Annotated in this window: 24 protein-coding genes; 15 read left to right on the forward strand and 9 right to left on the reverse strand. The window is 68.6% G+C overall.

The genetic code is table 11. From position 1 onward, the window contains the following. The first annotated feature begins 17 nt into the window (after positions 1–17). Positions 18–1616, forward strand: a complete 1599-nt coding sequence (locus SD37_RS03485) for a benzoate-CoA ligase family protein (RefSeq protein ID WP_044853804.1) — start codon at positions 18–20, stop codon at positions 1614–1616. Between the two features lie 35 nt (positions 1617–1651). Here SD37_RS03485 and SD37_RS03490 read toward each other — a convergent pair whose 3' ends face one another. After that, positions 1652–2101 (reverse strand): MarR family winged helix-turn-helix transcriptional regulator, encoded by a 450-nt coding sequence (locus SD37_RS03490; RefSeq protein ID WP_044853805.1) that lies wholly within the window; start codon positions 2099–2101, stop codon positions 1652–1654. Between the two features lie 99 nt (positions 2102–2200). On the opposite strand from SD37_RS03490, the gene SD37_RS03495 reads away from it, so the two are divergent. From SD37_RS03495 to SD37_RS03510, 4 genes are read left to right on the forward strand one after another with little or no spacing between them, the layout of a single operon-like run. Beyond that, the gene (locus SD37_RS03495; RefSeq protein WP_044853806.1) at positions 2201–3166 is read left to right on the forward strand and encodes a ring-cleaving dioxygenase; all 966 of its coding nucleotides are present in this window, start codon (positions 2201–2203) and stop codon (positions 3164–3166) included. Beyond that, on the forward strand, positions 3163–3768 hold the full coding sequence (locus tag SD37_RS03500) for an alpha/beta hydrolase (protein ID WP_044853807.1): 606 nt from the start codon (positions 3163–3165) through the stop codon (positions 3766–3768). The genes SD37_RS03495 and SD37_RS03500 overlap by 4 nt, the downstream gene beginning before the upstream one ends. Before the next feature lie 36 nt (positions 3769–3804). After that, a complete protein-coding gene (locus SD37_RS03505; RefSeq protein WP_044853808.1) occupies positions 3805–4953 on the forward strand; it encodes a dipeptidase in 1149 nt (382 codons plus the stop codon). Positions 4954–4991: 38 nt separating this feature from the next. Then, complete coding sequence (locus SD37_RS03510; protein WP_044853809.1) at positions 4992–5357, forward strand: LapA family protein; 366 nt, start codon at positions 4992–4994, stop codon at positions 5355–5357. Between the two features lie 6 nt (positions 5358–5363). On the opposite strand, the gene SD37_RS03515 is transcribed toward SD37_RS03510, so the two are convergent. Next, complete coding sequence (locus SD37_RS03515; RefSeq protein WP_044853810.1) at positions 5364–6284, reverse strand: AraC family transcriptional regulator; 921 nt, start codon at positions 6282–6284, stop codon at positions 5364–5366. 82 nt (positions 6285–6366) lie between these two features. On the opposite strand from SD37_RS03515, the gene SD37_RS03520 reads away from it, so the two are divergent. After that, positions 6367–6765, forward strand: coding sequence for a pyridoxamine 5'-phosphate oxidase family protein (locus tag SD37_RS03520; RefSeq protein ID WP_044853811.1), 399 nt, complete (start codon positions 6367–6369; stop codon positions 6763–6765). On the opposite strand, the gene SD37_RS03525 is transcribed toward SD37_RS03520, so the two are convergent. Further along, positions 6728–7597, reverse strand: coding sequence for a maleylpyruvate isomerase family mycothiol-dependent enzyme (locus tag SD37_RS03525; protein WP_145926518.1), 870 nt, complete (start codon positions 7595–7597; stop codon positions 6728–6730). The two genes, SD37_RS03520 and SD37_RS03525, sit on opposite strands and share 38 nt — an antisense overlap. Before the next feature lie 80 nt (positions 7598–7677). On the opposite strand from SD37_RS03525, the gene SD37_RS03530 reads away from it, so the two are divergent. Both SD37_RS03530 and SD37_RS03535 read left to right on the forward strand, forming a co-directional pair. Next, a complete protein-coding gene (locus tag SD37_RS03530) occupies positions 7678–8460 on the forward strand; it encodes an Abi-alpha family protein (protein WP_044853812.1) in 783 nt (260 codons plus the stop codon). A gap of 7 nt (positions 8461–8467) precedes the next feature. Continuing rightward, the gene (locus SD37_RS03535) at positions 8468–9712 is read left to right on the forward strand and encodes a hypothetical protein (RefSeq protein ID WP_044853813.1); all 1245 of its coding nucleotides are present in this window, start codon (positions 8468–8470) and stop codon (positions 9710–9712) included. A 255-nt stretch (positions 9713–9967) separates the two neighbouring features. On the opposite strand, the gene SD37_RS03540 is transcribed toward SD37_RS03535, so the two are convergent. Beyond that, positions 9968–10339 (reverse strand): winged helix-turn-helix transcriptional regulator, encoded by a 372-nt coding sequence (locus SD37_RS03540; RefSeq protein WP_044853814.1) that lies wholly within the window; start codon positions 10337–10339, stop codon positions 9968–9970. A gap of 125 nt (positions 10340–10464) precedes the next feature. On the opposite strand from SD37_RS03540, the gene SD37_RS03545 reads away from it, so the two are divergent. From SD37_RS03545 to SD37_RS03575, 7 genes are all read left to right on the forward strand, one after another. Further along, positions 10465–11448: a zinc-dependent alcohol dehydrogenase family protein gene (locus tag SD37_RS03545; RefSeq protein WP_044853815.1), complete on the forward strand. Its 984-nt coding sequence runs from the start codon at positions 10465–10467 to the stop codon at positions 11446–11448. A 104-nt stretch (positions 11449–11552) separates the two neighbouring features. Next, positions 11553–14525, forward strand: coding sequence for a patatin-like protein (locus SD37_RS03550; protein ID WP_044853816.1), 2973 nt, complete (start codon positions 11553–11555; stop codon positions 14523–14525). Positions 14526–14748: 223 nt separating this feature from the next. Further along, positions 14749–15240, forward strand: a complete 492-nt coding sequence (gene ectA, locus SD37_RS03555; protein WP_037318141.1) for a diaminobutyrate acetyltransferase — start codon at positions 14749–14751, stop codon at positions 15238–15240. A 38-nt stretch (positions 15241–15278) separates the two neighbouring features. After that, entirely contained in the window at positions 15279–16529 is a 1251-nt protein-coding gene (ectB, locus tag SD37_RS03560) for a diaminobutyrate--2-oxoglutarate transaminase (RefSeq protein WP_037318139.1), read from the forward strand. A 34-nt stretch (positions 16530–16563) separates the two neighbouring features. Further along, on the forward strand, positions 16564–16953 hold the full coding sequence (locus SD37_RS03565; RefSeq protein WP_007033454.1) for an ectoine synthase: 390 nt from the start codon (positions 16564–16566) through the stop codon (positions 16951–16953). Positions 16954–16976: 23 nt separating this feature from the next. Next, positions 16977–17876: an ectoine hydroxylase gene (gene thpD, locus SD37_RS03570; protein WP_044853817.1), complete on the forward strand. Its 900-nt coding sequence runs from the start codon at positions 16977–16979 to the stop codon at positions 17874–17876. A 379-nt stretch (positions 17877–18255) separates the two neighbouring features. Further along, complete coding sequence (locus SD37_RS03575) at positions 18256–21051, forward strand: AfsR/SARP family transcriptional regulator (RefSeq protein WP_044853818.1); 2796 nt, start codon at positions 18256–18258, stop codon at positions 21049–21051. Positions 21052–21355: 304 nt separating this feature from the next. Here the strand turns inward: SD37_RS03575 and SD37_RS03580 are convergent, their stop codons facing one another. The 5 genes from SD37_RS03580 to SD37_RS03600 all read right to left on the reverse strand — a co-directional run bounded on the left by SD37_RS03580 (position 21356) and on the right by SD37_RS03600 (position 24791). After that, positions 21356–22006: a hypothetical protein gene (locus SD37_RS03580; protein ID WP_044853819.1), complete on the reverse strand. Its 651-nt coding sequence runs from the start codon at positions 22004–22006 to the stop codon at positions 21356–21358. A gap of 161 nt (positions 22007–22167) precedes the next feature. Then, complete coding sequence (locus SD37_RS03585; RefSeq protein ID WP_037318132.1) at positions 22168–23052, reverse strand: hypothetical protein; 885 nt, start codon at positions 23050–23052, stop codon at positions 22168–22170. Further along, positions 23049–23525, reverse strand: coding sequence for a DUF6932 family protein (locus tag SD37_RS03590; protein WP_044853821.1), 477 nt, complete (start codon positions 23523–23525; stop codon positions 23049–23051). The genes SD37_RS03585 and SD37_RS03590 overlap by 4 nt, the downstream gene beginning before the upstream one ends. 92 nt (positions 23526–23617) lie before the next feature. Continuing rightward, positions 23618–24061 (reverse strand): hypothetical protein, encoded by a 444-nt coding sequence (locus tag SD37_RS03595; protein ID WP_044853822.1) that lies wholly within the window; start codon positions 24059–24061, stop codon positions 23618–23620. Between the two features lie 7 nt (positions 24062–24068). After that, positions 24069–24791: an OmpA family protein gene (locus SD37_RS03600; RefSeq protein WP_236725265.1), complete on the reverse strand. Its 723-nt coding sequence runs from the start codon at positions 24789–24791 to the stop codon at positions 24069–24071. Positions 24792–24904: the final 113 nt, after the last annotated feature.

The raw sequence follows: 24904 nt of genomic DNA on the forward strand, positions 1-24904 counted from the left end.
CGATAGAAGGTGCGCCCGTGACCGCTGCAGCTACCGGGTTCAACGCGGCGAGCTACCTGCTCGACCGGCATCTGGCGGAAGGGCGCGGGGCGAAGGACGCGGTCGTTTCCCCGAGGCGGAGCCTCACCTACGCCGGACTTTCGACCGAAGTCCGCCGGGTCGCGGCCGGATTGCGCGCGATCGGCGTCCGCCCGGAGGAACGGGTCCTGTTCTGCATGGTCGACGACGTCGAACTGCTCACCGGGATCCTGGGCGCGATGCTGGCCGGGGCGGTCGCGGTGCCGGTGTCCACCATGGTCACCGGGCTGGACCTCGGCAAGATGCTGGCCGACTCGCGGGCCAGGGTCCTGTGCGTCTCCGGCGAGTTCGCCACGCAGGCGACGATCGCGCTGGGCCTGGCGCCCGAGGTCACCGACGTCGTGCTGGACAGGGCGAAGGCGGCCGAACTGCCGCCCGGGATCCGCGTGCACGACTGGAGCGATCTGTCCACAGTGGATGACCGCGGCTTCGAACCCGCGCCGACCTGGGAGGACTCGCCCGCGCTCTGGCTGTACACGTCGGGGACGACAGGTAAGCCGAAGGGCGCGATGCACCGGCACGCCGGGATCCGCGCGGTTTGCGAGACGTACGCGCGCGGTGTGCTCGACGTCGGGCCGAACGACCGGTTCCTTTCCGTCCCGAAGCTGTTCTTCGCCTACGGCTTGGGGAATTCGGCGTTCTTCCCGCTCGCGGCCGGTGGGACGGCGCTGCTCGAACCGGCCCGCCCGACGCCGGGACTGATCGCGGCGAGGGCGCGCGCGGAGCGGCCCACGCTGTTCTTCGCCGTCCCGACGTTCTACGCGGCACTGCTCGCCAGCGACATCCCGGGCGACACGTTCACCTCGGTACGCCTGGCCGTTTCGGCCGGGGAGCCACTGCCCGCCGTGCTGTACGAACGGTTCCGCGACCGGTTCGGCGTCGAAATCCTCGACGGGATCGGCTCGACGGAGGCGTTGCACGTCTTCCTGTCCAACCGGCCGCATCAGGTCCGGCCGGGCAGTACGGGGGTGCCGGTGCCGGGCTACGAGATCGCCCTGCGCGACGAGCACGGCGCGCCGGTGCCGGACGGGCAGCCCGGTGAACTGTTCGTCGCCGGACCGTCGATCGCGACCGGATACTGGGCGCGGTACGAGACGACGAAGCGGGTCTTCCAGGGCGAATGGCTGCGGACGGGCGACAGTTTCGTGCGTAACGCCGACGGGACGTACACCTGTCTCGGGCGCTTCAACGACATGCTGAAACCCGGCGGGATCTGGGTGTCGCCCGCCGAGGTCGAGGACAGGCTGCTGCAGCATCCGGCGGTCGCCGAGGTGGCGGTCGTGGCCGCGTTCGACGCCGACGGCATCGAGAAGCCGGTCGCGTGCGTGGTCGGCGTGCCCGGCCACCGGCTGGACGCGGACGAGCTGATCGAGTTCTGCCGCGGCGGGCTGGCGTCGTTCAAACGCCCGAGGGGCATCGTCGAGCTGGGCGAACTGCCGAAGACGGCGACCGGGAAGATCCGGCGCAACGTCATCCGGGAGCTGGTGCGGGACATGTACCAGGTCCGGACCCCCGCCCCACCGCATTTAGTCCTCTGAACGCGCGTCGCCTTTAGCGGGCTAAACGCGATCCGTCAGGGGCCGTTGACGGTGCGGAGGGTGCGCATGGCCTCGGCCAGCGCGTGCGCGTCGTCCCCGAGCGGGGCGAGGACGATGCGCCGCAGGATGTCCGCGCAGGCCTCCCGTGCCTGCTGAGCGACGTCGAGGCCGTGCTCGGTGAGCGCGGCGAAGGTGACCCTCCGGTCGTCCGGGCTGGGTACCCGGCGGATCAGGTCGGCGGCGACCAGCCGGTCGGCGACCTTGGTGAACCCGCCGCTGGACAGCGCCGCCTCGACGGCCAGCCGCGTCATCGGCATCCGGTGCTCCGGCGAGCGCACGAGCCGCAGGAGGATGTCGAACGACGCCGGCGCCAGGCCGAACCGCTCGGCGATCTCGCCCATCAGCCGGTTCTGCGTGGCCAGGTAGCCCTCGATCACCAGGCCCCACCACGTGACCACTTCGTCGTCGTCCGGATCCGCTGTCACGGTCGCGAGCCTACACCGGTAACTCTTCCGGGAATATATCTTGCGCGCGAGAGGTTATCGGGTTAGCTTGCTTTCACCGGCTCCCAGAGGAGGGGCACCATGTCGATCAAGACTTCCGGCCTGCACCACGTCACCGCCATCGGTGGCGACCCTCAGCGCAACGCGGACTTCTACACCCGGGCCCTCGGCCTGCGGCTGGTGAAGACCACCGTGAACTTCGACGACCCCGGTACCTACCACCTCTACTACGGCGACCAGTCCGGCAAACCCGGCTCGCTGATGACGTTCTTCCCGTGGAAGGACGCGCCGAAGGGCCGTCACGGCACCGGCCAGGCGACCACGACGTCGTTCTCCGTACCGGAAGCCTCGCTCGGCTGGTGGAAGCGGCATCTCGCCGAGAGCCGCGTCGAGACGAGTCAGATCCGCAACTCCGACGGCGAAGAGACGCTCACCTTCCTCGATCCGGACGGCCTGAAGCTCGCGCTCGTCGCGCATCCGCAGGGTGACCCGCGCGATCCGTGGGACACGAAGCTCGTCCCCGCCGAACACGCCATCCGCGGCCTGCACTCCGTCACGCTTTCAGTGTCCAAAGAGGACGCCACGGCGGGCATGCTCACCGACGGTCTCGGACTGGCCTTCGAACACCAGGAGAGCAACCGGCTGCGGTTCTCGGCCGGTGAAGGCGGCCCCGGCGCGCTCGTCGACGTCCTCGTGACGCCGGACGCCCCGCGCGGGCTGGTGGCGGCGGGCACCGTGCACCACGTCGCGTGGCGCGCCCCGGACGAAAAGACCCAGGCCGCCTGGCGTGACGAACTGATCGACGACGGCGTGAACGTGACGTCCATTTTGGACCGTCAGTACTTCCGCTCGATCTACTTCCGCGAACCGGGTGGCACCCTGCTCGAAGTCGCGACCGACGAACCCGGATTCGCGATCGACGAACCGCTGCTGGAACTCGGCCGCGCGCTGAAACTGCCGCCGTGGCTGGAGCCCAAGCGTGAGGACATCGAGGCCATGCTGCCGAAGCTGGACCTCCCGAGCGAGAACAACCCGGAAATCCGATGACCGGCTTGGACCACAAGTATGTCGAAGGATCACCGGACGCGCCTGTGCTGCTGCTCCTGCACGGCACCGGCGGCGGTCCGGCCGATCTGGTGCCGATCGCACGACGGCTGAGCCCCGCGTCGGCGCTGCTCGCGCCGGCCGGGCCGGTGTCGGAAAACGGTGCGGCACGGTGGTTCCGCCGGTTGGCGGAAGGCGTCTTCGACCACGAGGACGTCGTCTTCCGCGCGAACCAGCTCGCCGATTTCGTGGTCGGTGCGAGCGCGGACTACGAACTCGTGGGCAGACGGCTGGTCGCCATCGGGTTTTCCAACGGTGCCAACATCGCCGCCGCGGTGACCTTGCTGCGCCCGGACGCCGTCCGTGAGGCCGCGTTGTTCGCGGCGATGTCGCCCGTTCCTTCGCCGCCCCAACAGGATTTGTCCGGCACGCGGGTGTTCCTGTCGAACGGCGAACGCGATCCGATGGCGCCGCTCGCGTCGGCGGACCTGCTCGTACGGGACCTGCGCGAGCGCTCCGCGGACGTCGTCGCACACCGCCATCCCGGTGGACATCAGGTGACGGACAACGGTTTGGTCGCGGCCGCGGGATGGCTCAACGGTTAGCGTGAAGAGCAAAGTAGACGGACGTACCATCGCCCGATGACTAACGGCGACCTGGTCCGCGCCCAGGCCTTGCTCGAAAGGGTGCTCCTCGCGGACGGGCACAACGATCTGCCATGGGAGCTGCGGGTCACGACCGGACCGGATCCGGTCGAGGCCGTGGCGGGCACGGATCTCACGATCCGGCAACCACATCTGCACACCGACTTCCCGAAACTCGCCGAAGGCAGGCTCGGGATGCAGTTCTGGTCCGTCTACGTGCCTTGTCAGTACGAAGGACACAGCGCGGTCACGGCAGTCCTCGAACAGATCGAGGTCGTGCACCAAATGGTCGAGCGTTACCCCGATCGCCTGGCGCTCGTCGACACGGCGGACGAGGCCGAAGCCGCTTTCCGCGACGGCAAGATCGCCTCGCTGCTGGGCGCCGAGGGTGGCCACAGCATCGCCGAATCCCTTGGCGTGCTGAGGATCCTGCGCCGCCTCGGCGTCCGCTACATGACGCTGACGCACAACTACAACACCACGTGGGCCGATTCCGGTACGGACGAGGCCGAGCACAACGGCCTCACCGACTTCGGTCGCGCCGTCATCCGTGAGATGAACAAGATCGGCATGCTGGTCGACCTCTCCCACGTCGCGCCGAGCACGATGCGCGACGCGCTGGAGGTCAGTTCCGCGCCGGTGATCTTCAGCCACTCCTCGTGCCGCGCGGTCAACGACCATCCCCGCAACATCCCCGACGACGTCCTGGAAACCCTGGCCGCCAAGGACGGCGTCGCGATGGTGACGTTCGTGCCGGGCTTCATCTCGCCGAAGGTCGCCGACTGGGACGACAGGCTGCGCCAGGACATGGAAGCCGCCGGACAGGACTACCGGAACCTCGACCAGCGAACGAAGTTCACCGCGGAACGCGGCGGGCCGGAGAAGCCGAAGGCGAGCATCGACGACGTCGTCGCGCATGTCGAGCACGCGCGTGAAGTGGCCGGTGTCGACCACATCGGGCTCGGCGGTGACTACGACGGAGTCGCGACTCTGCCGGAAGGCCTCGAAGACGTTTCGAAGTACCCGGTGCTGTTCGCAGCGCTGCTGGAACGCGGCTGGAGCGAAGAGGACTGCGCGAAACTGGCCGGGAAGAACACCTTGCGCGTGCTGCGCGCGGCGGACGAGGTCACCCGTTCGGACGCTTGAGGGCGCGATCAAGGCCACTTCGGCGGACACTGTCCTGCATGACGCAGCCGCACGAAGGTGCCGCCGAGGTTCCGGTCGAGCCCGTCAAGCCGCCCGAAACCGCCGGCGGCGCACGCCACAGCGGTAAGTTCGACGCCGTCCCGAAGCTCAAACGCACGCGCGTGAGCGGCACCTGGATCGCCGTCATCGTGGCGCTGGTCGTGCTGGTGTTCCTGCTCGTGTTCATCCTGCAGAACCAGGACACCGCGACCGTGCACTTCCTCGGCATGTCCGGCAGCATGCCGCTGGCCGTCGCGATGCTGTTCTCCGTGATCGCGGGCGGCGCGGTGGTCGCGCTCGTGGGCGGCGCCCGGATCCTGCAGTTGCGCAAGCAGGCCAAGAAGTCCCGCCACCTGCAACGTTGAGGCCGGTCAGAGAGCGCGGCGGAACTCGCTCGGGTTCACGCCCCGGACCCGTTTGAAGGCCGCGCTGAAACCGAACGGGTCGGCGTACCCGACGGTGCGGGCGATGTCCGAGATGGTCGTGGACTCCCGCCCGGTCAGGAGATCCGCCGCGAGCGTCATCCGCCAGCGGGTCAGATACGTGAGCGGTGGTTCGCCGACCAGGTCGGCGAACCGCTTGGCCAGTGTCGAACGCGAGACGCCGGTCCGCCCGGCCAGCGCGGCGACCGTCCACGGCGCCGCCGGTTCGGCGTGCAGCAGGCGCAGCGCGGCGCCGACCACCGGATCCCGCTGTGCCGCCCACCAGGCCGGGGGTTCACCGTCGGCCCGGTCGAACCATTCACGCAGCGAGCAGACCAGCATCCAGTCCAGCAGCCGGTCGAGGACGACCTGCTGACCCGGCGCGTCGATGGCGACCTCGGCCGCGAGGTGATCGAGCACGGGGTCGCCCGTGCCCCCGGCGTCCACGCGCACCACGACGGGCAGCGCGTCCAGCAGCGGTCTGCCGATCTCGCCGCGCACCGGGTACGCCCCGACGATCAAGGTCGTCTCGCCGCCGCCGAGGTCGTCCGCCCAGCCGCGCCGGTGCACGGTCCCGCCCTGTTCGGGCGTCGCGCAGTCCTCGCCACAGGCGATCGGTTCGGCCGTTGTGCCGGGGTCGTCGACGAAGGTGAACGTCGCGGGACCGCGCACGATGATCGTCTCGCCCGCCCGAAGCGGTTCAGGCGGATGGTGCTCCGGCACGATCCATCCCGCCCCCGTGAGGACGGCGCACAGGGTCAGCGGCGCACCGTCGACGAAGTGCAGCGACCAGGGCGAGGACAGGGTCGAGCTGCCGAACAACGAGCCGTGGGCCCGCACCCCGCGGATGAGGTCACTGAAGACGTCCACCTCCTCGACATTAGACGAATACACAGGTGATCCGGCTCTTCACCTATGGGCACGTCCAAGTCCGCCCTGTTGAATCGAGCTCATGCTGACCGCTGAAGACCTCGAATTCCTCCGCCGCCCCCTGCACGGGTTCCTGACCGTGGCCGACGGTCCGGTCCGGCCGGTGTGGTTCGAGGCGGCCGGCGACGGCACGGTCCAGCTGTTCACGCCCAAGGATTCGCCCAAGGTACGGAAGCTGAGCGGTGACCCGCGCGCCTCGATCGTCGTCGCCGCCCCGGTGGGCGAGCGCGAACGCTGGGTTTCGGTCGCCGGGAGTGCCACGGTGGAGCCCGACGGCGCGCACGAACTGGCCGCCCGCCTCGCCGAGCGTTATTGGAACCTCGAAGACCCGGCTCTCGCGGGCGAGCTTGCCGGGATCCAGTCCCTCGATCTCGTCCGGCTCGTCATCCGGCCGGAGAAGGTGAGCCGGTATTCGATGTGATGATCGACGTCATCCCCAGCACCAGGTCGCAAACGTTTTCGTCGCCCTTGGCGGTGACCCGGTCCAGGTCCGCGGGGTTCCGGGTGCACAGCCGCCAGAAGGTGTCCGCGTCCGTCGTCACCGAGGCCAGCGGCGAGCGCGACGTCGGCGCGACGCGATCGAGTTCCCAGCCTTCGGCGGTCCGCTGAGCCGTCCACTTCCCGCCGCCCTGGCCGGTGACGGTGTAGACGACCTGCCTGCCCGGTCGCGCGTCGACGTCGCGCAAGGTGTGCGGCAGTGCCCGCATGAAGGTGTCGACCACCGGCCCGCGGAACTCCCGCTCGTCGAGCGTCCGCGCGCCCACGGCCTCGCGGATCTGCTGCTGGTGCACCCAGAACTCGGTGTACTCGCGGGCGACGTCGAGCCAGACCGGCGCCGGTTCGTCCCCGGCCCAGCTCACCGGCTCGCCGACGGCGTCGAGGTCGGCGCGGCCCCACATCTCGGCGATCTGCGAGGTGCTGTCGACGAGCATCGCGAAGAGCACTTCGGGGGAGAGCCGACGGCACGCGACGACCCATTCGTCGTTGATCCGGTCGATGAAGTCCCCGAGCCGCTCGCCCGCGCGGGGCGCCGTCATCCGATAGCCGTCGCGGTCGCGCGACAGTCTGCCGAGCTTGTCGCCCAGGATGTGGGCGGCGAGGTCGTGCACCGTCCAGCCCGCGCACACCGTCGGCGCGGCCCACTGCTCCGCGTCGAGTCCGGTCAGCACGTCGAGCAGGGCCTGCTCCTCCCGCGCGAACAGCGGGAGGACGTCGAGCGGCGGACCCCAGCGCGTGAAGCTCATGGTGTCCATCCAAACATCCGGGTCGATCACAATTTCGGCCATTCGGCCTACTCGCAGGTAGCATCAGCGCGAACGCGAGGGGAGTGCCCGTGAGCAACGATCGACCCGCCGGTGACGACCTGGCCGCTTTCGCCAAACGCGCGGGCAAGCTGGCGGGCTGGGCCGCCCGCACGGGTATCGAATACACCCGAAAGCTCCCCGGCGTCGACATCGCCGAGCAGGTCATCAAACAGGGCGAGCGGCAGCTGCTTTCCGAGCTGCGCCGCCGTCTCGACGAGGTCGACGACCCGTATCACGCCGCGCTCACCGCCGCGTCCGCGATGAACCGGCCCGACGTCGACGGCTCGCGCCCGGTCGAAGCGGCCATCACCCTCGTGCACACGCGCACCCAGCTCGAACCGCTCCGCGCGGCCATGGCCGAACTGCTCAACCACTCGATCGGCTTCGGCCGCGAACGGGCCCGCGAGTACCTCTACGCGATCATCCTGCGGCAGTTGACGCCGGACGAGGCCCGCATCCTCTCCGCGCTTTCCGACGGCTCACCGTTCCCCGCCGTCGACGTCGCCGAGCGGACCAACCTCGGCGGAGCCGGGCGGTTCGTGCTGCGCAACGCCTCCACCGTCGGCAAGGCCGCCGGGGTGTCGCTGCCCGACCAGGTACCCGGTTACCTCACCCGGCTGATCGGGCTGGGCCTGGTCGAGCTGGACGAAGAGGTGCCCTCGCTGGAGACGCAGTACGAGATCCTGCTGACCGACGAGACCGTCCGCGAGGCGGAGAAGTCGGTCAAGCGGGCGAAGTTCGTCAAGCGCACGGTCCACATTTCCCGGCTCGGCGCCCAGTTCTGGCAGGCATGCGACCCGAGCGCCGGTTGAACCCGGCATGGGCGCGTTCCTCGATCGGATCCTCGCCGATTTCGCCCAGCACTGGCCGGTCTATGTCTCCATCCCGGTCGTCGCCGCGCTGATCGGCTACACCACCAAACTCGTCGCGATCCGGATGATGTTCCAGCCGGTCGAGTTCATCGGGATCAAACCGTTCCTCGGCTGGCAGGGCATCGTGCCCAAACGCGCGGCGCGGATGGCGAGTATCGCCTGCGACACGATGACCGAGCAGCTGATCAAACCGGCGGAGGTCGTCGCCAGGCTCGACCCCCAGCGCATCGCCAAGGAGATCGAGAAACCGCTGCATGCCGCCGTCGAGGACATCGTGCGCGACGTCGCCGCCCACTACCAGCCGGGGCTGTGGGAATCGCTGCCCGTGCGGGTGCAGCGGCTGGTGATCCAGCGCGTCCAGGCCGAGTCGCCGAAGATGGTCGCCGCCGTGCTGGAGCTGATCAAGTCCGATGTGGACAGTGTGTTCGACCTCAAGGGCATGGTGGTCACCGCACTGGTCAAGGACAAACGGCTGCTGAACCGGATCTTCCAGGAGGCGGGCGACAAGGAGTTCAAGTTCATCGCCCGCTCCGGCATCGTCTTCGGCGGGCTGATCGGCGTGATCCAGATGATCGCGTGGGTGCTGTTCAAGTTCCCGCTCATCATGCCGCTGTTCGGTCTCTTCACCGGCTGGTTCACCGACTGGCTCGCGCTGCGGATGATCTTCTACCCGCTCGAAGAGCGCCGGTACTTCGGCGTGCGCTGGCAGGGCCTGTTCCTGAAGCGGCGCGGTGAGGTCGCGGAGGCGTACGGCGCGCTGATCGCGAAGGAGATCATCACCCCGCACAACGTGATCGAGGCGGTGCTGCACGGGCCGCTGTCGGACCGGGTCCTCGGCCTGATCCAGCGTCAGCTCGACGCGCAGCTCGGCCGCCGCGTCGGCGTCGGGAAACCGCTGGTGGTCTTCGCCGTCGGCAGCAGGCGGTATCAGGACATGAAGCTGAACATCGCCGAGAAGATCATGGACAAGTTGCCGGAGACCATGCGGTACATCGAGGACTACGCGAACGACGCGATGGACATCCGGAACGTGCTGGTGACCAAGATGAAGGAGCTGTCACCGCGCGAGTTCGAGGGCTTGCTGCGGCCGGCGTTCCAGCAGGACGAATGGATCCTGATCGCGACCGGCGCCGGCCTGGGCTTCGCCGTCGGTGAGGCCCAGGTGCTCCTCCTGGAACACTTCGCCGCCTGACCCCTCGACCTCACCTCCCCACGCGGGAGGTCAGGCCCCGGCAAAGTTGCAGAGTCGCTGGTCTGCGCCAGGTTACGGGGCATGTCCCTGATCCTGTGTCGATCAAGCTGTGCGACCGGGTGCGAACCCCCGCGTTGATGAAGGAATTGGGACACTCAACGTCCCAATTCCTTCATCAACGGCCTGCGCCGTGACGAAGAGGTGCCCCACCTTCACGGAATTGAGGATTCGGTCAAATAGTCGAGACGCGGGAGGTCAGGAGGCCTTGGTGGCGTCGTAGGCCCGGCGCGCCTCGCCCACGATCGTCCGGTGCTTCGCGGCCCAGGCCGAGAGCGCGTGCAGTGGCGCGTCGAGTTCGGCGGCGTGCGGCGTGATGTCGTACTCGACGCGCGGGGGGACCTCCGCGTAGACGGTGCGCGTCACCAGTCCGTTGCGTTCGAGGTTCCGCAACGTCAGCGCGAGCATCCGGCGGCTGATCCCCTCGATGCCGTGTTCGAGTTCGCTGAATCGCCGCGGGCCGTCGGTGAGCCGGACGAGGATCTGCATCGTCCACTTGTCGCCGACGAGTCCGAGCACCTCGCGCAGCGAGCAGGGCTCCTCGCCGGAAAAATCTTCGACTTCGCTCATCGCGCTGACCTCGTTCGTAACAGGCTTGTTCCGTCGTCACACAAAAGTGCCGTCTTCCAGCGGGTTCGATCGTGACAGACGATGTCCCCCGTTACAAGTCGTAACGAACTCTCCAAGGGGATGACATGAGCAAGGCAGTACGTTTCCGCGCCGAGGGCGGGCCCGAGGTGCTGGAGGTCGTGGACGTCGAGATCGGCGAGCCGGGACCTGGCGAAGTACGGATCACCATCGAGGCGATCGGCCTGAACCGCGCCGAAGCGATGTTCCGCGGCGGCTACTACTTCGAGCGCGCCGAGAAGTTCCCGGCAGGCCTCGGCTACTCGTCCTCAGGGGTCGTGGACGCGGTCGGCCCGGACGTGACCGGCTTCGAACCGGGCGACCGGGTCACCACGATCGCCGGCTTCTCCCAGAAGGAGTACGGCGTCTACGGCGAGCAGGCGATCGTCCCGGCCAGTGCCACCGTGCACCGGCCGGAGGGGCTCGGCGCGGTGGACGCCGTCGCGATGTGGGGGTCACTGCTCACCGGCTACGGCGCGATCATCGACGAAGGCAAGGTCCGCGCCGGTGACGCCGTGCTGATCACGGCGGCCTCCAGCGGGACGGCCCTGGCGGCGATCGAGGTCGCGAACCACATCGGCGCCACCACGATTGCGACCACCCGCACGCCCGCCAAGAAGGAAAGGCTGCTGAAAGCCGGTGCGGCGCACGTGATCGTCACGACCGAAGAGGACATCGTCGAACGTACGAAGGCCTACACCGGCGGCCGCGGTGCCGACCTGGTCTTCGACGCGATCGCGGGCGAAGGGGTGCGCAAGCTTTCCGAAGCCACCGCGGAAGGTGGGGCGATCGTCGTCTACGGCGCACTCGACACCAAGGAAACGCCGTTCCCGCTGTGGTTCGCGCCGACCATGCGGATGTTCAACGCCTTCGGCATCACCTTGAACCCTGAACGACTTCGCCGCGCCGACGCCTTCGTGCGCGCCGGTGTCCGGGCGGGTTCGTTCCAGTCCCGGGTCGATCGCACCTTCCGGCTCGACGACGTCGTGGAGGCGCACCGGTACCTGGAGTCGAACCGGCAGTTCGGCAAGATCGTCCTCACCGTCGATTGACGCGCTGCCCTTATGGGCGAACGGAGTTCGGCACCAACGGCGGTACACCGGTTCGTCCGTCCGGTCTAGAGTGCCCCCTGCACAAAGCCTTGGGGAGGGCGCATATGGCCGACGCGGGGAGTCCGTGGCCGCAGGAGATCCGGCTGGCGATGACCATGGTGGGCGGGGCGAGCCTCGCGGTCTGGATGGGCGGGGTCGCCACCGAGACCTCGCATCTGCTGCAGGCGTCGAGAACACCGGAATCGACGAGCCCGTACCGGACGCTGCTCGATCTGCTCAACGCCACCGTCTCGCTCGACGTGCTCACCGGCACGAGCGCGGGCGGCATCAACGCGGCGTGCCTCGGGCTGGCCGAGGCGTTCCGGTCGAGTCCGCAGGTCCTGCGCGACACCTGGATCAGCACGGGTTCGCTCGACAACCTGATCCGTGACCCCGCCGAGAAGGAACCGAGGTCGCTGCTCAACGGCGACCGCGTGCTCCTGGGGGACCTCAAGGAAGCGCTGCACCAGATCACCGACAAGGCGACGGTGAAACCCGAGTGCCCCGACATCACCGTGCTGCTCACCGGCACGATGATCGACGGCGAGACGACCAGGTTCGACGACGCGCTGGGAAATCTCGTGCGGGACAACGAACATCGCCTGCTGTTTCGCTTCGACGGTCCTTTGTGGACGAAAGACGTGGTGGGCCCGCTCGCGCTCGCGGCCCGGTCCACCGCGTCGTTCCCCGGCGCGTTCGAACTTTCCCGGATGCCGATCGGCGAAAAGACCGGGCCATTGCATCCGGACATGCGTGCCTACACCGACGTCACGCGGTCGCATTGGCTGACCGACGGCGGGGTGCTGCTGAACAAGCCGCTGCGCCCGGCGCTGCGCGAGATCTTCGAACGGCAGTCGCATTCGGACGTCCGGCGGCTGCTGCTCTACGTGGTACCGACGGCGGAACGCGAAGCCGAGCGGCTCGAGGTCGACCCGGAGCGGCCGCCGCTGCTGGGCAGCGCGATGAGCAAGGTCGTCGGCACCGTGCTGAGTCAGACGATCAGCGCGGAACTCGAAGACCTGACCCGGCACAACGACGCCGTCGTCCGGACCAGGGGAACCCGGGTTTCCCTTGCCGCGATGGGGGTTCGCGGCGGCCCCGACGCCCTCGTCGACCAGCGGCTGATGAACGACTACCGCGATCGCCGGGTACAGGAGGACGCCGCCGCACTGGTCCGTGAGGCGACCCGCAGGCTCTCACTGTCCGATGTGGAGGATCCGGATCGGCAGTGGGCGTCCGGGACGGCGGCGCAGCTGCGCGCGGCCGCGGCGTCGGGGCTGCGTGACGGCCTGCCCACCGAGCCGCCGAAGGACACCTGCGAGCTTGAGAACCTGGTCGCCTTCCGTACCACCGCGCTGGACGATTCGGTGGCCACCGGGATCCAGCTGGTGAACGCGGGTTTCCGGCTCGATCCGACGCCGGATCAGGCACTGCAGCTCAACCGCTGCCGGGTGCTGCTGCACGAGGCACGTCACAAGGCCGCGCGGGGCAAGCGGCTCGCGAGCTGGGTCGCCGAACAGGAGCCGCCGCCCGCCGACGTCACGCTGGCCGACTGGATCGAGGGCCTCGCCAAGGAATGGGCGGCACTCGGCCGTCCGGACACGCTGAAGGAGGCGTGGCCGCTGGTGGTCGCCGCCCTCCGGCAGGCGACGCCGATCCTGTTGCCGCTGGCCAAGGCGAAACCGGACACCGAGGCCGCCGACACGGTCAGCACGCTGGTCGCCTGGACCGGGCTCACCGCCGACGGCGAAAGCGCCACGGATCCGATCGTCACCTCGCGCCTGGTGCGGCTGCACATCGCGACCAGGGGACTGCTCGCGCAGCCGCCGTCGGTCGACCAGCGGGTCGATCTCGTCCAGGTGAGCGCGGATTCGCGGACGTTGCTGGACATGAGACGACGCCGCTCCTGGGACAAGCTCACCGGGATGCAGGCCGACTACTTCGGCGCGTTCTACAAGGCGTCGTGGCGCGCCAACGACTGGATGTGGGGCCGGGTCGACGGCGCGGGCTGGCTGATCCAGTGCCTGCTCGATCCGAAACGCCTGCGACTGCTGCGTGACGTCGTCGGTCCGGAGGCCTTCCGCGGGCAGGTCCGGGACGCGTTCCGGAAGATCGGCTGGCGGCAGCCGGATACCGAAGACGGGCTGTCCCAGGAGGAAGCGGAAGCCTTGCGCGGGCAACTGGCCGCCGAGCTGGCCTTCCTCGGCCTCGACGGCGAACTCGGGGACGTGGAAGGGAAGGCCACCCTGCCGATCAGCATGCCGGTGACCGCGATGGTGCTCGCCAGGGCCCGGCAGCTGGAAATCGCGCGCGAGGAACTGCCGTGCGTCGGACTCCACTGTGGACACGACGTGAAAACGGCCAAGGGGAACGGGAAATCCTCGGAACGGTTCAGGAAACTCGTCGAGAACGCGCCGGAAACCGACGAGCAGACGCAGCACGCGTTTCAGGCGTGCCAGGTCTCCGGTGAGCGGTTCGAACACGAACGCGGGACCATGCTGCTGACGAAGACGCTGGTCAAGGCGGGCGCCGCCGGGATCAACGCGGCCGCGGGGGCGACCAGGGTGCCGAAATCGGTACAGCCTGCCGCGACCTTCGCGCGGGCCGCGGGCCGCAGCGCGTGGTGGATCACGCGCGGCGCGGCCACCCTGCCGTCCCCGTGGAACGTGCTGGCCGCGCTCATCACCGTGCTGGCCGGGTTCGTCCTCGGTGGACAGGGTGGCCCGGTCCTGCAATGGGTCGGCGTCCCGGTGGCCGCGGGTGCCATCGTGTTCCTGGTGGTCAGCCTGATGACCCTGCGCAGGACGTGGCGCATGGTGCTGACGGTGCTGGGGGTGCTGGCGGGAGCCGCGTTGCTGTTCGCCGCGTTCCTGCCCCCGGTCCGCGACCCGCTGTTCGGCTGGCTCGGCGACGTCGTCGCGGGCTGGCGGCGCGGCGAGGCACCGGTCTGGTGGCTGGTCGTCTGCCTGCTGGTCCTGCTGCCCGCCGTTTGGACGCCACTCGGTTCGATCGCCAGGCGGAGACGGCGTCGTGAATAGCCGAATCGGGTGCCGAATCGCGCGCTGACCCTGCGACGGGATGGTGACGGTTGGTATCGTCACGTGCGGTGAGACCGCATCGAAGCGGCCTTACCCACAAGTGCTGCGCGTCAAACGTTACCGTTACCTTTGTCACGTGTGTTTCGAGGTTGTTGCAGGTAGCCGCGCTGTCGTCAGCTCGCTGATCTGACCTCTCCCGAATCCTCCGGTACGTTTCTTGGACATGTCCGGAAAGCACTTGATCGAATCTCCGACCAAGGCGGATGGTGCCGCGCTCTGGAGAATCGCCCGCGATTCGAAGAAGCTCGATCTCAACTCGTCGTACGCCTATTTGCTGTGGTGCCGGGATTTCGCAGACACCTCCGTGGTGGCCAAAGTCGACGGTACCCCCGTCGGCTTCGTGCTCGGCTATCGGAAGCAGGACACCGGGTTCGTCTGGCAGGTCGCCGTCGACGCGTCCCAGCGCGGAAAAGGGCTGGCCGGGGCGCTGCTCGACGAGCTGTTCGACCGGCTGGTCGCCCAGGGCGTGCGGTACCTCGAGACCACGATCACTCCGGACAACGAGGCTTCGATCCGGTTGTTCGCCTCGTTCGCCAAGCGGTGGGACACCGACTTGGAACGCCGGGATCTGTTCTCCGCGACGGATTTCCCGGCCGAGGACGGAACGCATGAGCAAGAGGATCTGTACCGAATCGGTCCGCTCAGCAGTCGATAGAACGTAAAACCGGGGATCCCAGGGAGAAAGAAAACGTGATGAGCATTTTCGAGGAACTCGAATCCGAAGTACGCAGTTACAGCCGTGGCTGGCCCGTGGTGTTCGACAGGGCGCAGGGGAGCTACCTGTACGACGAAGACGGCAAGGCATACCTCGACTTCTTCGCCGGCGCCGGCGCGCTGAACTACGGGCACAACAATCCGGCGCTCAAGCGGGCCCTGATCGACTACATCGCCCGCGACGGCGTCACGCACGCGCTCGACATGTTCACCGTGGCCAAGCGGGACTTCCTCCAGACGTTCAAGGAGAAGATCCTCGCGCCGCGCGATCTGGACTACAAGGTCGTCTTCCCCGGCCCCGGTGGCGCGAACGCGGTCGAGGCCGCGCTGAAGCTCGCGCGCAAGGTGACGGGCAAGGAAGCCGTCATCAACTTCACCAACGCCTTCCACGGGATGACGCTGGGCGCCCTGTCGGTGACCGGTAACTCGATGAAGCGCGGCGGCGCGGGCGTCCCGCTGGTGCACGCCACCCCGATGCCGTACGACAACTACTTCGACGGCTCCATCCCGGACTTCCTCTACTTCGAGAAGCTGCTCGGCGACTCCGGCAGCGGCCTGAACGAGCCCGCCGCCGTGATCGTCGAAGGCGTGCAGGGCGAGGGCGGCATCAACGCCGCGCGCATCGAGTGGCTCAAGGCCCTCGACGACCTGTGCAAGAAGCACGGCATCCTGCTGATCCTCGACGACGTCCAGATGGGCTGCGGCCGCACGGGGCCGTTCTTCAGCTTCGAGGACGCGGGCATCAAACCCGACATCGTCTGCCTGTCGAAGTCCATCGGCGGCTACGGCATCCCGATGGCGCTGACGCTGATCCGCCCGGACCTCGACGTCTGGGAGCCGGGTGAGCACAACGGCACCTTCCGCGGCATCAGCCCGGCGTTCGTCACCGCGACCGAGGCGCTGCGCGTCTACTGGAACGACGACGAGCTGGAGAAGTCGACCAAGGCCAAGGGCGAGCGCATCGCCGCCGCGTTCCAGGGCATCGTCGAGGCGTACCCGGACGCGAACCTGCTCGCGAAGGGCCGCGGCCTCGCCCGTGGCCTCGAGTTCGCCAACGGCGACCTCGCGGGCAAGGTCTGCGCCGCCGCGTTCGAGCGCGGGCTGCTGATGGAGACCTCCGGCCCCGACGGCGAGGTCATGAAGCTGCTGCCGCCGCTGACCTTGACCGACGACGAACTCACGAAGGGCCTGTCGATCATCGACGAGGCCATCGCCACCGTCCTGAACTGACCGTCCCCAACCAGGAACGAGAAGGAGTTTTCCGTTGCTTGTCAGAACACTCGACGAGGTCACCGACACCGACGCCGACATCAAGACCCCGAACTGGCGCAGCAAGCGCATCGTGCTGGCCAAGGAGGGCGTCGGTTTCTCGGTGCACGAGACCACGCTCTACGCCGGGACGGTGAACGACTTCTGGTACGCGAACCACATCGAGGCGGTCTTCATCACCTCTGGTGAAGGCGAACTCGAGAACACCGCGACAGGCGAGGTGTTCCAGCTGAAGCCGGGCACCTTGTACCTGCTGAACGACCACGACAAGCACCAGGTCCGGCCGAAGACCGAGATCAAGTGCGTCTGCGTGTTCAACCCGCCCATCACCGGCCGTGAGGTCCACGACGAGAACGGCGTGTACCCGCTCGTCACCGAACCCTGAGATCGCTCGAGGAGGCGACTGCATTGACGCTGACCGACACCCGAGTCGACGACAGTTACCCGACCCGCATCACGGGTAAGCCCGAACATCTGCCCCGCACACACCCCACCGTCTGGGGTACCGAAGCCGACGGCCCGATCGACGCGGCGACCCTCGCCAACCACGACGCCCGCGGCTACACCGTCGTCGACCAGCTGTTGTCGCCTGGCGAGGTCCAGACGTACTGGCAGGAACTCGTCCGCCTGTCGTCGGGGGACCACCGCGACGACGAGCGCGTCATCACCGAGGCCAAGACCGGTGAGGTCCGCTCCATCTTCGACGTCCACGAGACCAGCGAGCTGATCGCGGAACTCGTGCGCGACCCCCGCGTGCTCGACCGGGCCCGGCAGATCCTCGGCTCCGAGGTCTACGTCCACCAGAGCCGCGTGAACTACATGCCCGGCTTCAAGGGCACCGGGTTCTACTGGCACTCGGACTTCGAGACCTGGCACGCCGAGGACGGCATGCCCGCGCCCCGCGCGGTCAGCTGCTCGATCGCGCTCACCGACAACTACCCGTTCAACGGCGGGCTGATGGTGATGCCCGGATCGCAGCGGACCTTCGTCCAATGTGCCGGGGAAACCCCCGAAGACAACTACAAGAGTTCACTGAAAGAGCAGCGTGTCGGTGTTCCCAGCGAGGATGACATCACCAAACTCGCCGCGGAATACGGAATCGACCAATTCACCGGGCAGGCCGGTTCGGCGCTCTGGTTCGATTCGAATGTGATGCACGGTTCGTCGAACAACATCACGCCGTACCCGCGCTCGAACATCTTCGTCGTGTTCAACAGCGTCGAGAACGCCCTGCGGGAACCGTTCGCCGCGATCGAACCGCGTCCGGCGTTCATCGCGGGCCGCGACTCGACCCCGCTGACGCGCTGACGAAACCGCAGGTAGCGAAGGCCATGACGGGGCGCTTGTAGCTGTTGGTGTGCGCCCTGTTACGTTGTCGCCACGTGAGAGGGCCAGTGGGCTCGCTCACGTAGGTGTTGTCGACGACCGTACGGGTTCTTCGCTCGGGGTGAGCCCACCCGGACGGACGTGGACGCCGATGTCCGGTGTGGGTCGCGCCCCCAGGCGGCCCAAATCGGACATCCCCCGGCTCCGTGCCCCATCAGATCGGGACTGATGGGCACGGAGCCTTTTTGGTCTCGTGAGTGGTAAAGACGGTTCCAACCGTCTTTACCACTCACGAGATTTCTCTTCGCGAGGTAGGTTGGCTACTCCGGTAAGGGGAGAGATCGGGGGAGGGGGGCTTGTCATGGGCGAAAGCGGCTCCCCCGCTCGTTTCCAGCTCCTCGGTCCCGTGCGTCTCCTCGACGGCGAGCGGCCGGTCCCCGTCGGCGGTCCCGGTGTCCGCGGTCTGCTCGCGCTGCTGGCCTTGAAGGTCAACAAGGTCGTCGCGCTCGACGAGATCATCGACGCGCTGTGGGGCCACGACCCGCCCGCCACCGCCCGCACGATCGTCCACGGCAACGTCTCGCATCTGCGGCGCGTACTCCGCGACATCCAGGGCGACCATCCGCTCGGCGCCCAGATCCTCACCGCGCCGCCCGGCTACCAGCTCACCGTCGACCCCGGCCGGATCGACGTCCACCGCGCCCGGTCGCTGCTGGAGCGGGCCTCCGCCGAGGATCCGGAGAAGGCGTCCGAACTGCTCGCCGAGGCCCTCGCGCTCTGGCAGGGCCCCGCGCTCGCCGGCGTGCCGGGTTCGGTCCGCGCGCCCGAACTGGAGGATCTGCGCCTCGCCGTCCACGGCGCCCGGGTCGACGCGGATCTCGAACTCGGCAGGCACGCGGAACTGATCGTCGAACTCAGCCCGCTGGTCCGGGCCAACCCGCTGGCCGAACGCACGGCCGGGCAGCTGATGCGCGCGCTGTACCACGCCGGTCGTCGCGGTGACGCGCTCGAGCTGTACCGCACGGTCTCGCGGGCGACCCTGCGCACGCTGGGCGTCGAACCCGGCGCGGAGCTGCGCTGGCTGCACGAGCGGGTGCTCAACGACGACCTGCCGGACAAGGTCGTCACGGAGCCGAAGCCCGAGCAGCCCGTGACGCCGGTGCAGCAGCTGCCGCCCGCCGTGCCGAACCTCGCCGGACGCGAAGCCGATCTCGACTGGCTCGACGAACTGGCCGACCGCGCCGAAGCCGGTGAGACGGCCGTCGGCGTGGTCAGCGGGACCGCCGGGATCGGCAAGAGCAGCCTGGTGGTGTGGTGGGCGCATCGAGCCGCCCGCCGCTTCCCCGACGGCATCCTCTTCGCCTCGCTGCGCGGTTTCGACCCGCACCACCCGCCGCTGGAACCCGCCGAACTGCTCATCCAGTTCCTGCTCGGCCTCGGCGTCCCGGCCGAGGGCATCCCCGATCAGGTCCACGAACGCGTCGCGCTCTACCGTTCGATGATCGCCGGGCGCCGGATGCTGGTGATCCTCGACAACGCCCGTACCGCCGAACAGGTGCGGCCGCTGCTGCCGCCGGGTTCGCGGTCGATGACCCTGGTGACCAGCCGTTCCCGGCTCGACGGGCTCGCCGTGTCCAACGCCGCCAGACTGCGCGTCCTCGGCACGCTCGCGCCCGGTGACGCCGTCCGGCTGATCGAGGAGCTGGCCGGGCCTGCCGGATTCGACCTCAACCACGCGCTCGCCCGGCTCTGCGGTTATCTCCCGCTCGCGCTGCGGATCGCGGGCGCCCGGCTCGCCGCCAGCGCGCAGTGGTCCGCGCAGGATCTGGTCGACGAACTCGGCAACGAACGGACCAGGCTCGCCGCGCTCGACGTCGAGGGCCCGGAGGACGGGATCCGCGCGGCGTTCGACGTGTCGTTCCGCGGGCTGCCCGCCGAAGTCGCCGACACCTTCCTGCGGCTCGGCGTGGTCCAGTGCGTCTCGGCCGGTTCGCATCTCACGGCCGCCATCGGCGGGATCACCGTGGCCGAGGCGCGACGGCATCTGCGGGTGCTCGCCGCGCACAACCTGCTCGCCGAAACCGGCCGCGACGCCTTCGTCTCGCACGACCTCGTCCGGCTGTTCCTGCGGGAGCTGGCGGAGAACGAACTCGACGAGGCCGATCGTGACGACGTGCTGACGCGATCCGTGCGGTACTACCAGGCCGCCGCCGACCGGGCCCGGCGGAAGATGCTCCGGATCGTCGACCCGCTCGATTTCACCGGCCTGCTCGCCGACGCGCGGCTGCCGCCGCTGAACTCCTTCGACGAAGCACAGGACTGGTTCGCCGCGGAATGGGGGAACCTGCTGGAGGTCCTCGAAGCGGCCCGCGCCGCCGGACGCCATGGCGATGTGTGGCGGCTGGCCAGGGTCGCGCACACCTATCGCGCGGTCTATCCGCTGCTGGACGAGTGGACGCGGCTGGTCGAGATCGGCCTGGAGGCCGCCGAGCGGTCCGGCGACGTCCTCGGCCGCTGCTGGATGCTGATCTCGCGGTGCGCCATCGCGCTCACCTTCGAACTGCCGCAGGGCTGCCTCGCCGACGCCGAACGCGCGCTGGAACTCGCCGGAGCGATCGGCGACGACCGGCTGATGGTCTCGGCGAACATCCACCTCGGTTCCGCGCTGACCCTGCTGGGACGGTACGACGAAGCCATCGCGACGTTGCGGCAGGCGGTCGAGGAGACCGACCGGACCGGCGACCTCGAACTGCGCGGGCAGGCGCTCAACAACTGCGCGGAGGCCGAAAAGCGGGCCGGGCGGTTCATCGAGGCGATCGGGCACCAGGTCGCCTCGCTGGAGATCGACCGGACCCTCGGCGATGAAAGTTACGTCGTCGTCTCGCTGAACAACCTGGCCGAACTGAGCATGCGGATCGGCGAACTCGCCGCCGCCGAGCGGTATGTGTGGGAGGCCATCGATCTGACGATCAGCAGGCGGTTCGTCCTCCAGGAGGGCGTACTGCGGCTGACGCTGGGCAGGGTGCTGCGGGCCGGGTCGGATGTGGACGGTGCCCGCGAGCAGTTCGCGCTCGCGCTGAAGATCCTCTCCGACGCCAATCCCAAGCTCGCCGGGCTGGTCCGGGGAGAACTCACGGACCTCGGCGAAGGTCCGTGAGTGATCCTTAGCGGATTCTTAGTGGCCTCGGCCCTCTCGCGCGTAGGGTCCGGTTCGGCGCCGATCGAGCCCTAGGGGAGGGGCTGCGGTAGGGATCGGTGCCCGGGCGGACCCCCGGCGGGGTCCGCCCGAAGAGCCGCCAGGAGCGGCTCGTGGCGGTCCGGCCGGTGGAGGTGGGGGCGATACCGGCCGGCCGCCAGGCGGCTTCCTCGCGTTTCGTCCTCTGGATGCGGTACTTGCGCGTGCGACTACCGCGTCCAGAGGACGAAACGCGAGGGCTGTGCGGGTGTAAGCCGGGCGGGTGTCAGCCGGTGTTCGCGGTGCAGAGCGCGATGGTCTGGCCCTTGTTCTCCGCGACCTTCCGGCCGTTGACCAGGATCGAGCAGGCGATCTGGTTGCTGACCGACGAGTTCCGGGTGTCCGCGGTGACGGTGAGCAGATAGTCGCCCGAATTGAAGGACGCCGTGCCGTGCCATTCGTCGGTGCTGGCGGGCGTCGTCTCGGTCCGCTGGTCGTTGAGCGAGCCGTACCGGACGGTCGCGCCGCCGGACGCGCTCACGACGAACTCGACGCGGTTCTTGTCGCTCGCGACCGCCGGGATGTGCAGTCCCGACTCGCCGGTGGCGAAGAAGTTGGTGTAGACCAGTAACCCGCCCGCGGCCAGCAGAGCCGCGATGGAAAGCGCGAGCCCCGCCACCCCCATTCCCTTCTTGTCCGCTTCACCCTTCTTGATTTTGACCAAACCGATCACGGAAAGGGTCACCCCGATTACGGCGAGCGGCCAGGCGGCGATCCCGGCGAGGGGGACGAAGGCGACACCGAGTGCCGCCAGTCCGACCAGGAAACCGGCGATGACCAGGCCGTTCTTCGGCTTCCGGTGTCGGGTCCCCTGGGTGGCGAAGCCCGGGCCGTAGCGGGTGGCCGGTGGGTGCGGGAGTGGTGGATCGGTCGGCATACATGCCCTTTCGGAGGCTTCCGTCCGAAGACGTTAACCCATCGTTCGGGGCAATGGCCGAAATTGTTACCTGCCGGAAAAAGTCATCATTCAACGATGATCATGCGGTTATCGATATTTTCTGACGAGAATTGTGGCATCGCCGAATATCGGAAACCCGATCACTGATCGAACAGACTGACTTCCGGGGTGATCTCGAGCAGTTCGTGCACCGGGCGGCCACGGCGGCCGTCGATGGTCGTGGTGCGCACGACGCGCAGCCGCGCGGTCACCGGCCGGTCCAGGTTCTCCTTGATCTCGTCGAGCAGATCCGGCGCGACCGCGCCCTGGATCGTGCCGCCCGATTCGCGTTCGAGATAGAAGATCCGGCGCCGGGTACGGACGCCGTCCAGCCTGCCGCTGACCGTCTCGTAGCCGACGGCCTCCCGCGACTCGCGCAGACTCCCGGAGAGGATCCTGGCCTGTTCGGTGGTCATGCTGCGGGTCAGTTCGTCGCCCGCGGTCGGGGTCAGCGCCATGCCGATCCCGGCGTGCTTGCTGACCGCGTTGACGATGTCGCTGACCGCGTTGCGGACGGTGTCGCGCTGCAGCAGCACCGCGTCCAGCGCGCCGTCGTCGGAACCGTTGGCCGGCAGGAAGTCGCACAGTTCCTTGACCGCGCGTTCGGACAGCGACTCGATCCCGTCGTGGATGAGCGCGTCGTCGAGCGCCGGTTCGGGGAAGCCGAAGAAGATCGCGTTGCCGGCCTGGCCGCGCTGGATCAGCGGCGCCTTCTCGCGGTCCGCGGGCTGGACGATGGTCACCTCGCCCGACGGGTTGCGGATGATGTGCCCGATCTTCGCCGTCGCGTCCTGCAGCGCGCGGCTGATGTCGGAGAAGGTGTACGCGTCGAGATGCGACTCGCCGATCACGGACACGCGGAGCAGCGGGGAACGGGACGTCCGCTCGAACTTCGCGTACGCGGCCATCGCCGACGCGCGGGCGAGGTCGTCGAGCCAGGTGCCGCCGGGGATCTCGTCGGCGATACGCCGGAATTCGTTCCTCACCAGATCACTTCCGGAATTCCCCTGCCATCCGCTGCCCATACTTCCTCCCAGATCTCCTCGTCGCCGGGGCGGCAGAGGAAGCCGTCGAGCATGCCGCCGACGGGCTGGACCTGGTCGAGGTACATGGCGGGCTGGCCGACGATGACCCCCTGCAGCGTCAGCAGGCCGTACAGCGCCGAGCGGCCCGCGCCGTCGAGCCGTTTGAGCGCGCCCCATTCGTCCGGGATCAGCACCACGTCGAGACTCTGCGGCGCGTGGGCGGTCCTGGCGGTCAGATCGCCGCCGATCCACGCGCGGCCGGTCGGCATGATCCGCCGGGCGACACCCAGGTAGCTGTTCAGCGCGCTGAACAGGATTTCGCGGTCGTTCTGATGCGGTGCGTCGAAGACCAGCCGCTCGTAGACGTCGGCGAGATCGGCGGGATGGCGGCCCGGAGGCAGCAGGTTGTGCGGCGTCCAATAGGGGAGCGCCAAATCGGAGCCTCCTTCGTGTGCCGGGGCTCCCGATCGACGAAACTTACCCGGCTTCACGCTCACAGTGCGTAGCCGAATTTACCAGGCGGGTGTCAGCCGCCCTGCCCCGGCCGGTGCTCGGCCGCGCGGCCGCCGGGTGGCCAGTCCTCGTCACTCGGCCAGACCGGCTCGGGTTCGCGGCCGTGGTCGCCGTTCCGGACGGCCGGTTCCGGCTCGTCCGCGTGGTAGACCCGCGCCGGCCTGACCGGCTCCGGGGTCAGCTGACCCTCGCGGTGACCTTCCGGCTCCTGGTCGTACGGCTCGTCGTCGTCGTGGACCCGCGCGGGCGGGAGGAACTGCGTCTGCTCGGCCGCCAGCGGCAAGGGCTCGGGCTCGGGTTCGGCGTGGACGGGGATGGCGCGTTCCGGCTCGCGGACCTCCGGCTCCTGGGCCACTTGCTCACGCCTGTCGCCGCGCGTCATCAGCCAGGTGACACCGCAGCCGAGGGCGAAGGAGATGAGCAGCCAGAGCCAGATCTGCCCGAAGAGCCAGAACATTCAGCCATCACCTCTGTTCGGCCGTGATGTCGACGCGGCGGCCCTCGCCACTCGCGCCGTCGGAGGTCTTGCGTTGGGTGGAGTACGCCTGGTCGCGTTTGACCCCGTTGCGCTCCAGCAGCCGTTCCACCGTTTTCGCGCGGTTCAGCGACAGCTTCTTGTCCGAACCGGTCGCCACCTGCCCGGTGATCCGGAACCTCAGATCGGCGGGCGCGTCCGTGAGCAGCTTCGCGATCTCCAGCGCGCCGCGTTCGCCGTCCGCGGTCAGTTCGGTGGTGTCGGGTTCGAAGGTGATCGGCGTGGCCGTCAGCAGACGGTCGATCTCGGCCTGGAAACCGGCCTTGTCGGTCGGCTTGGCCGACGTCGGGCTCGGGCTGGGCGGCGTGCTCGGCGGAGCGGGCGGCGGGCTCGACGGCTCGCCGCTGGTCGTCACCGGACCGGCGGGCGGGGCGGTGTCGCCGGAGATCTCGACCGTGCGGACGCCGTCGACCCGCTGGATGGCGTCGATCGCCTGCGCGGCCTTGTCCGGCGGGAAACCGCTGAGGTTCGCGTCGCGACCGGAGAAGCTCACCTGGCCGCCGGAGACACCGACGTCGGCGAGGGCGTCCTTCGCGCGCGCCGTCAGCTCGGCCTCGATGTCGTCCGAGACCGACCAGACGGAAATCGCCGTCAAGGCGAGCGTGACCAGCAGCGCTGTAGGCAGCAAGCGGCTCCAGCGTGTACCGGGCATGAAGGGACTGTAAGCCGCGTCCGGCCGGTTAGCGAACCGAGTGACGCCGATCGCCCCTATCGGGCTCAGCGCCAGGAGAGCTGAAGGGCGCTTTCCCCGCATGCGATGCGGGG

It is taken from the genome of Amycolatopsis orientalis (genome assembly GCF_000943515.2).
In the GTDB taxonomy this organism is placed as follows: domain Bacteria; phylum Actinomycetota; class Actinomycetes; order Mycobacteriales; family Pseudonocardiaceae; genus Amycolatopsis; species Amycolatopsis orientalis.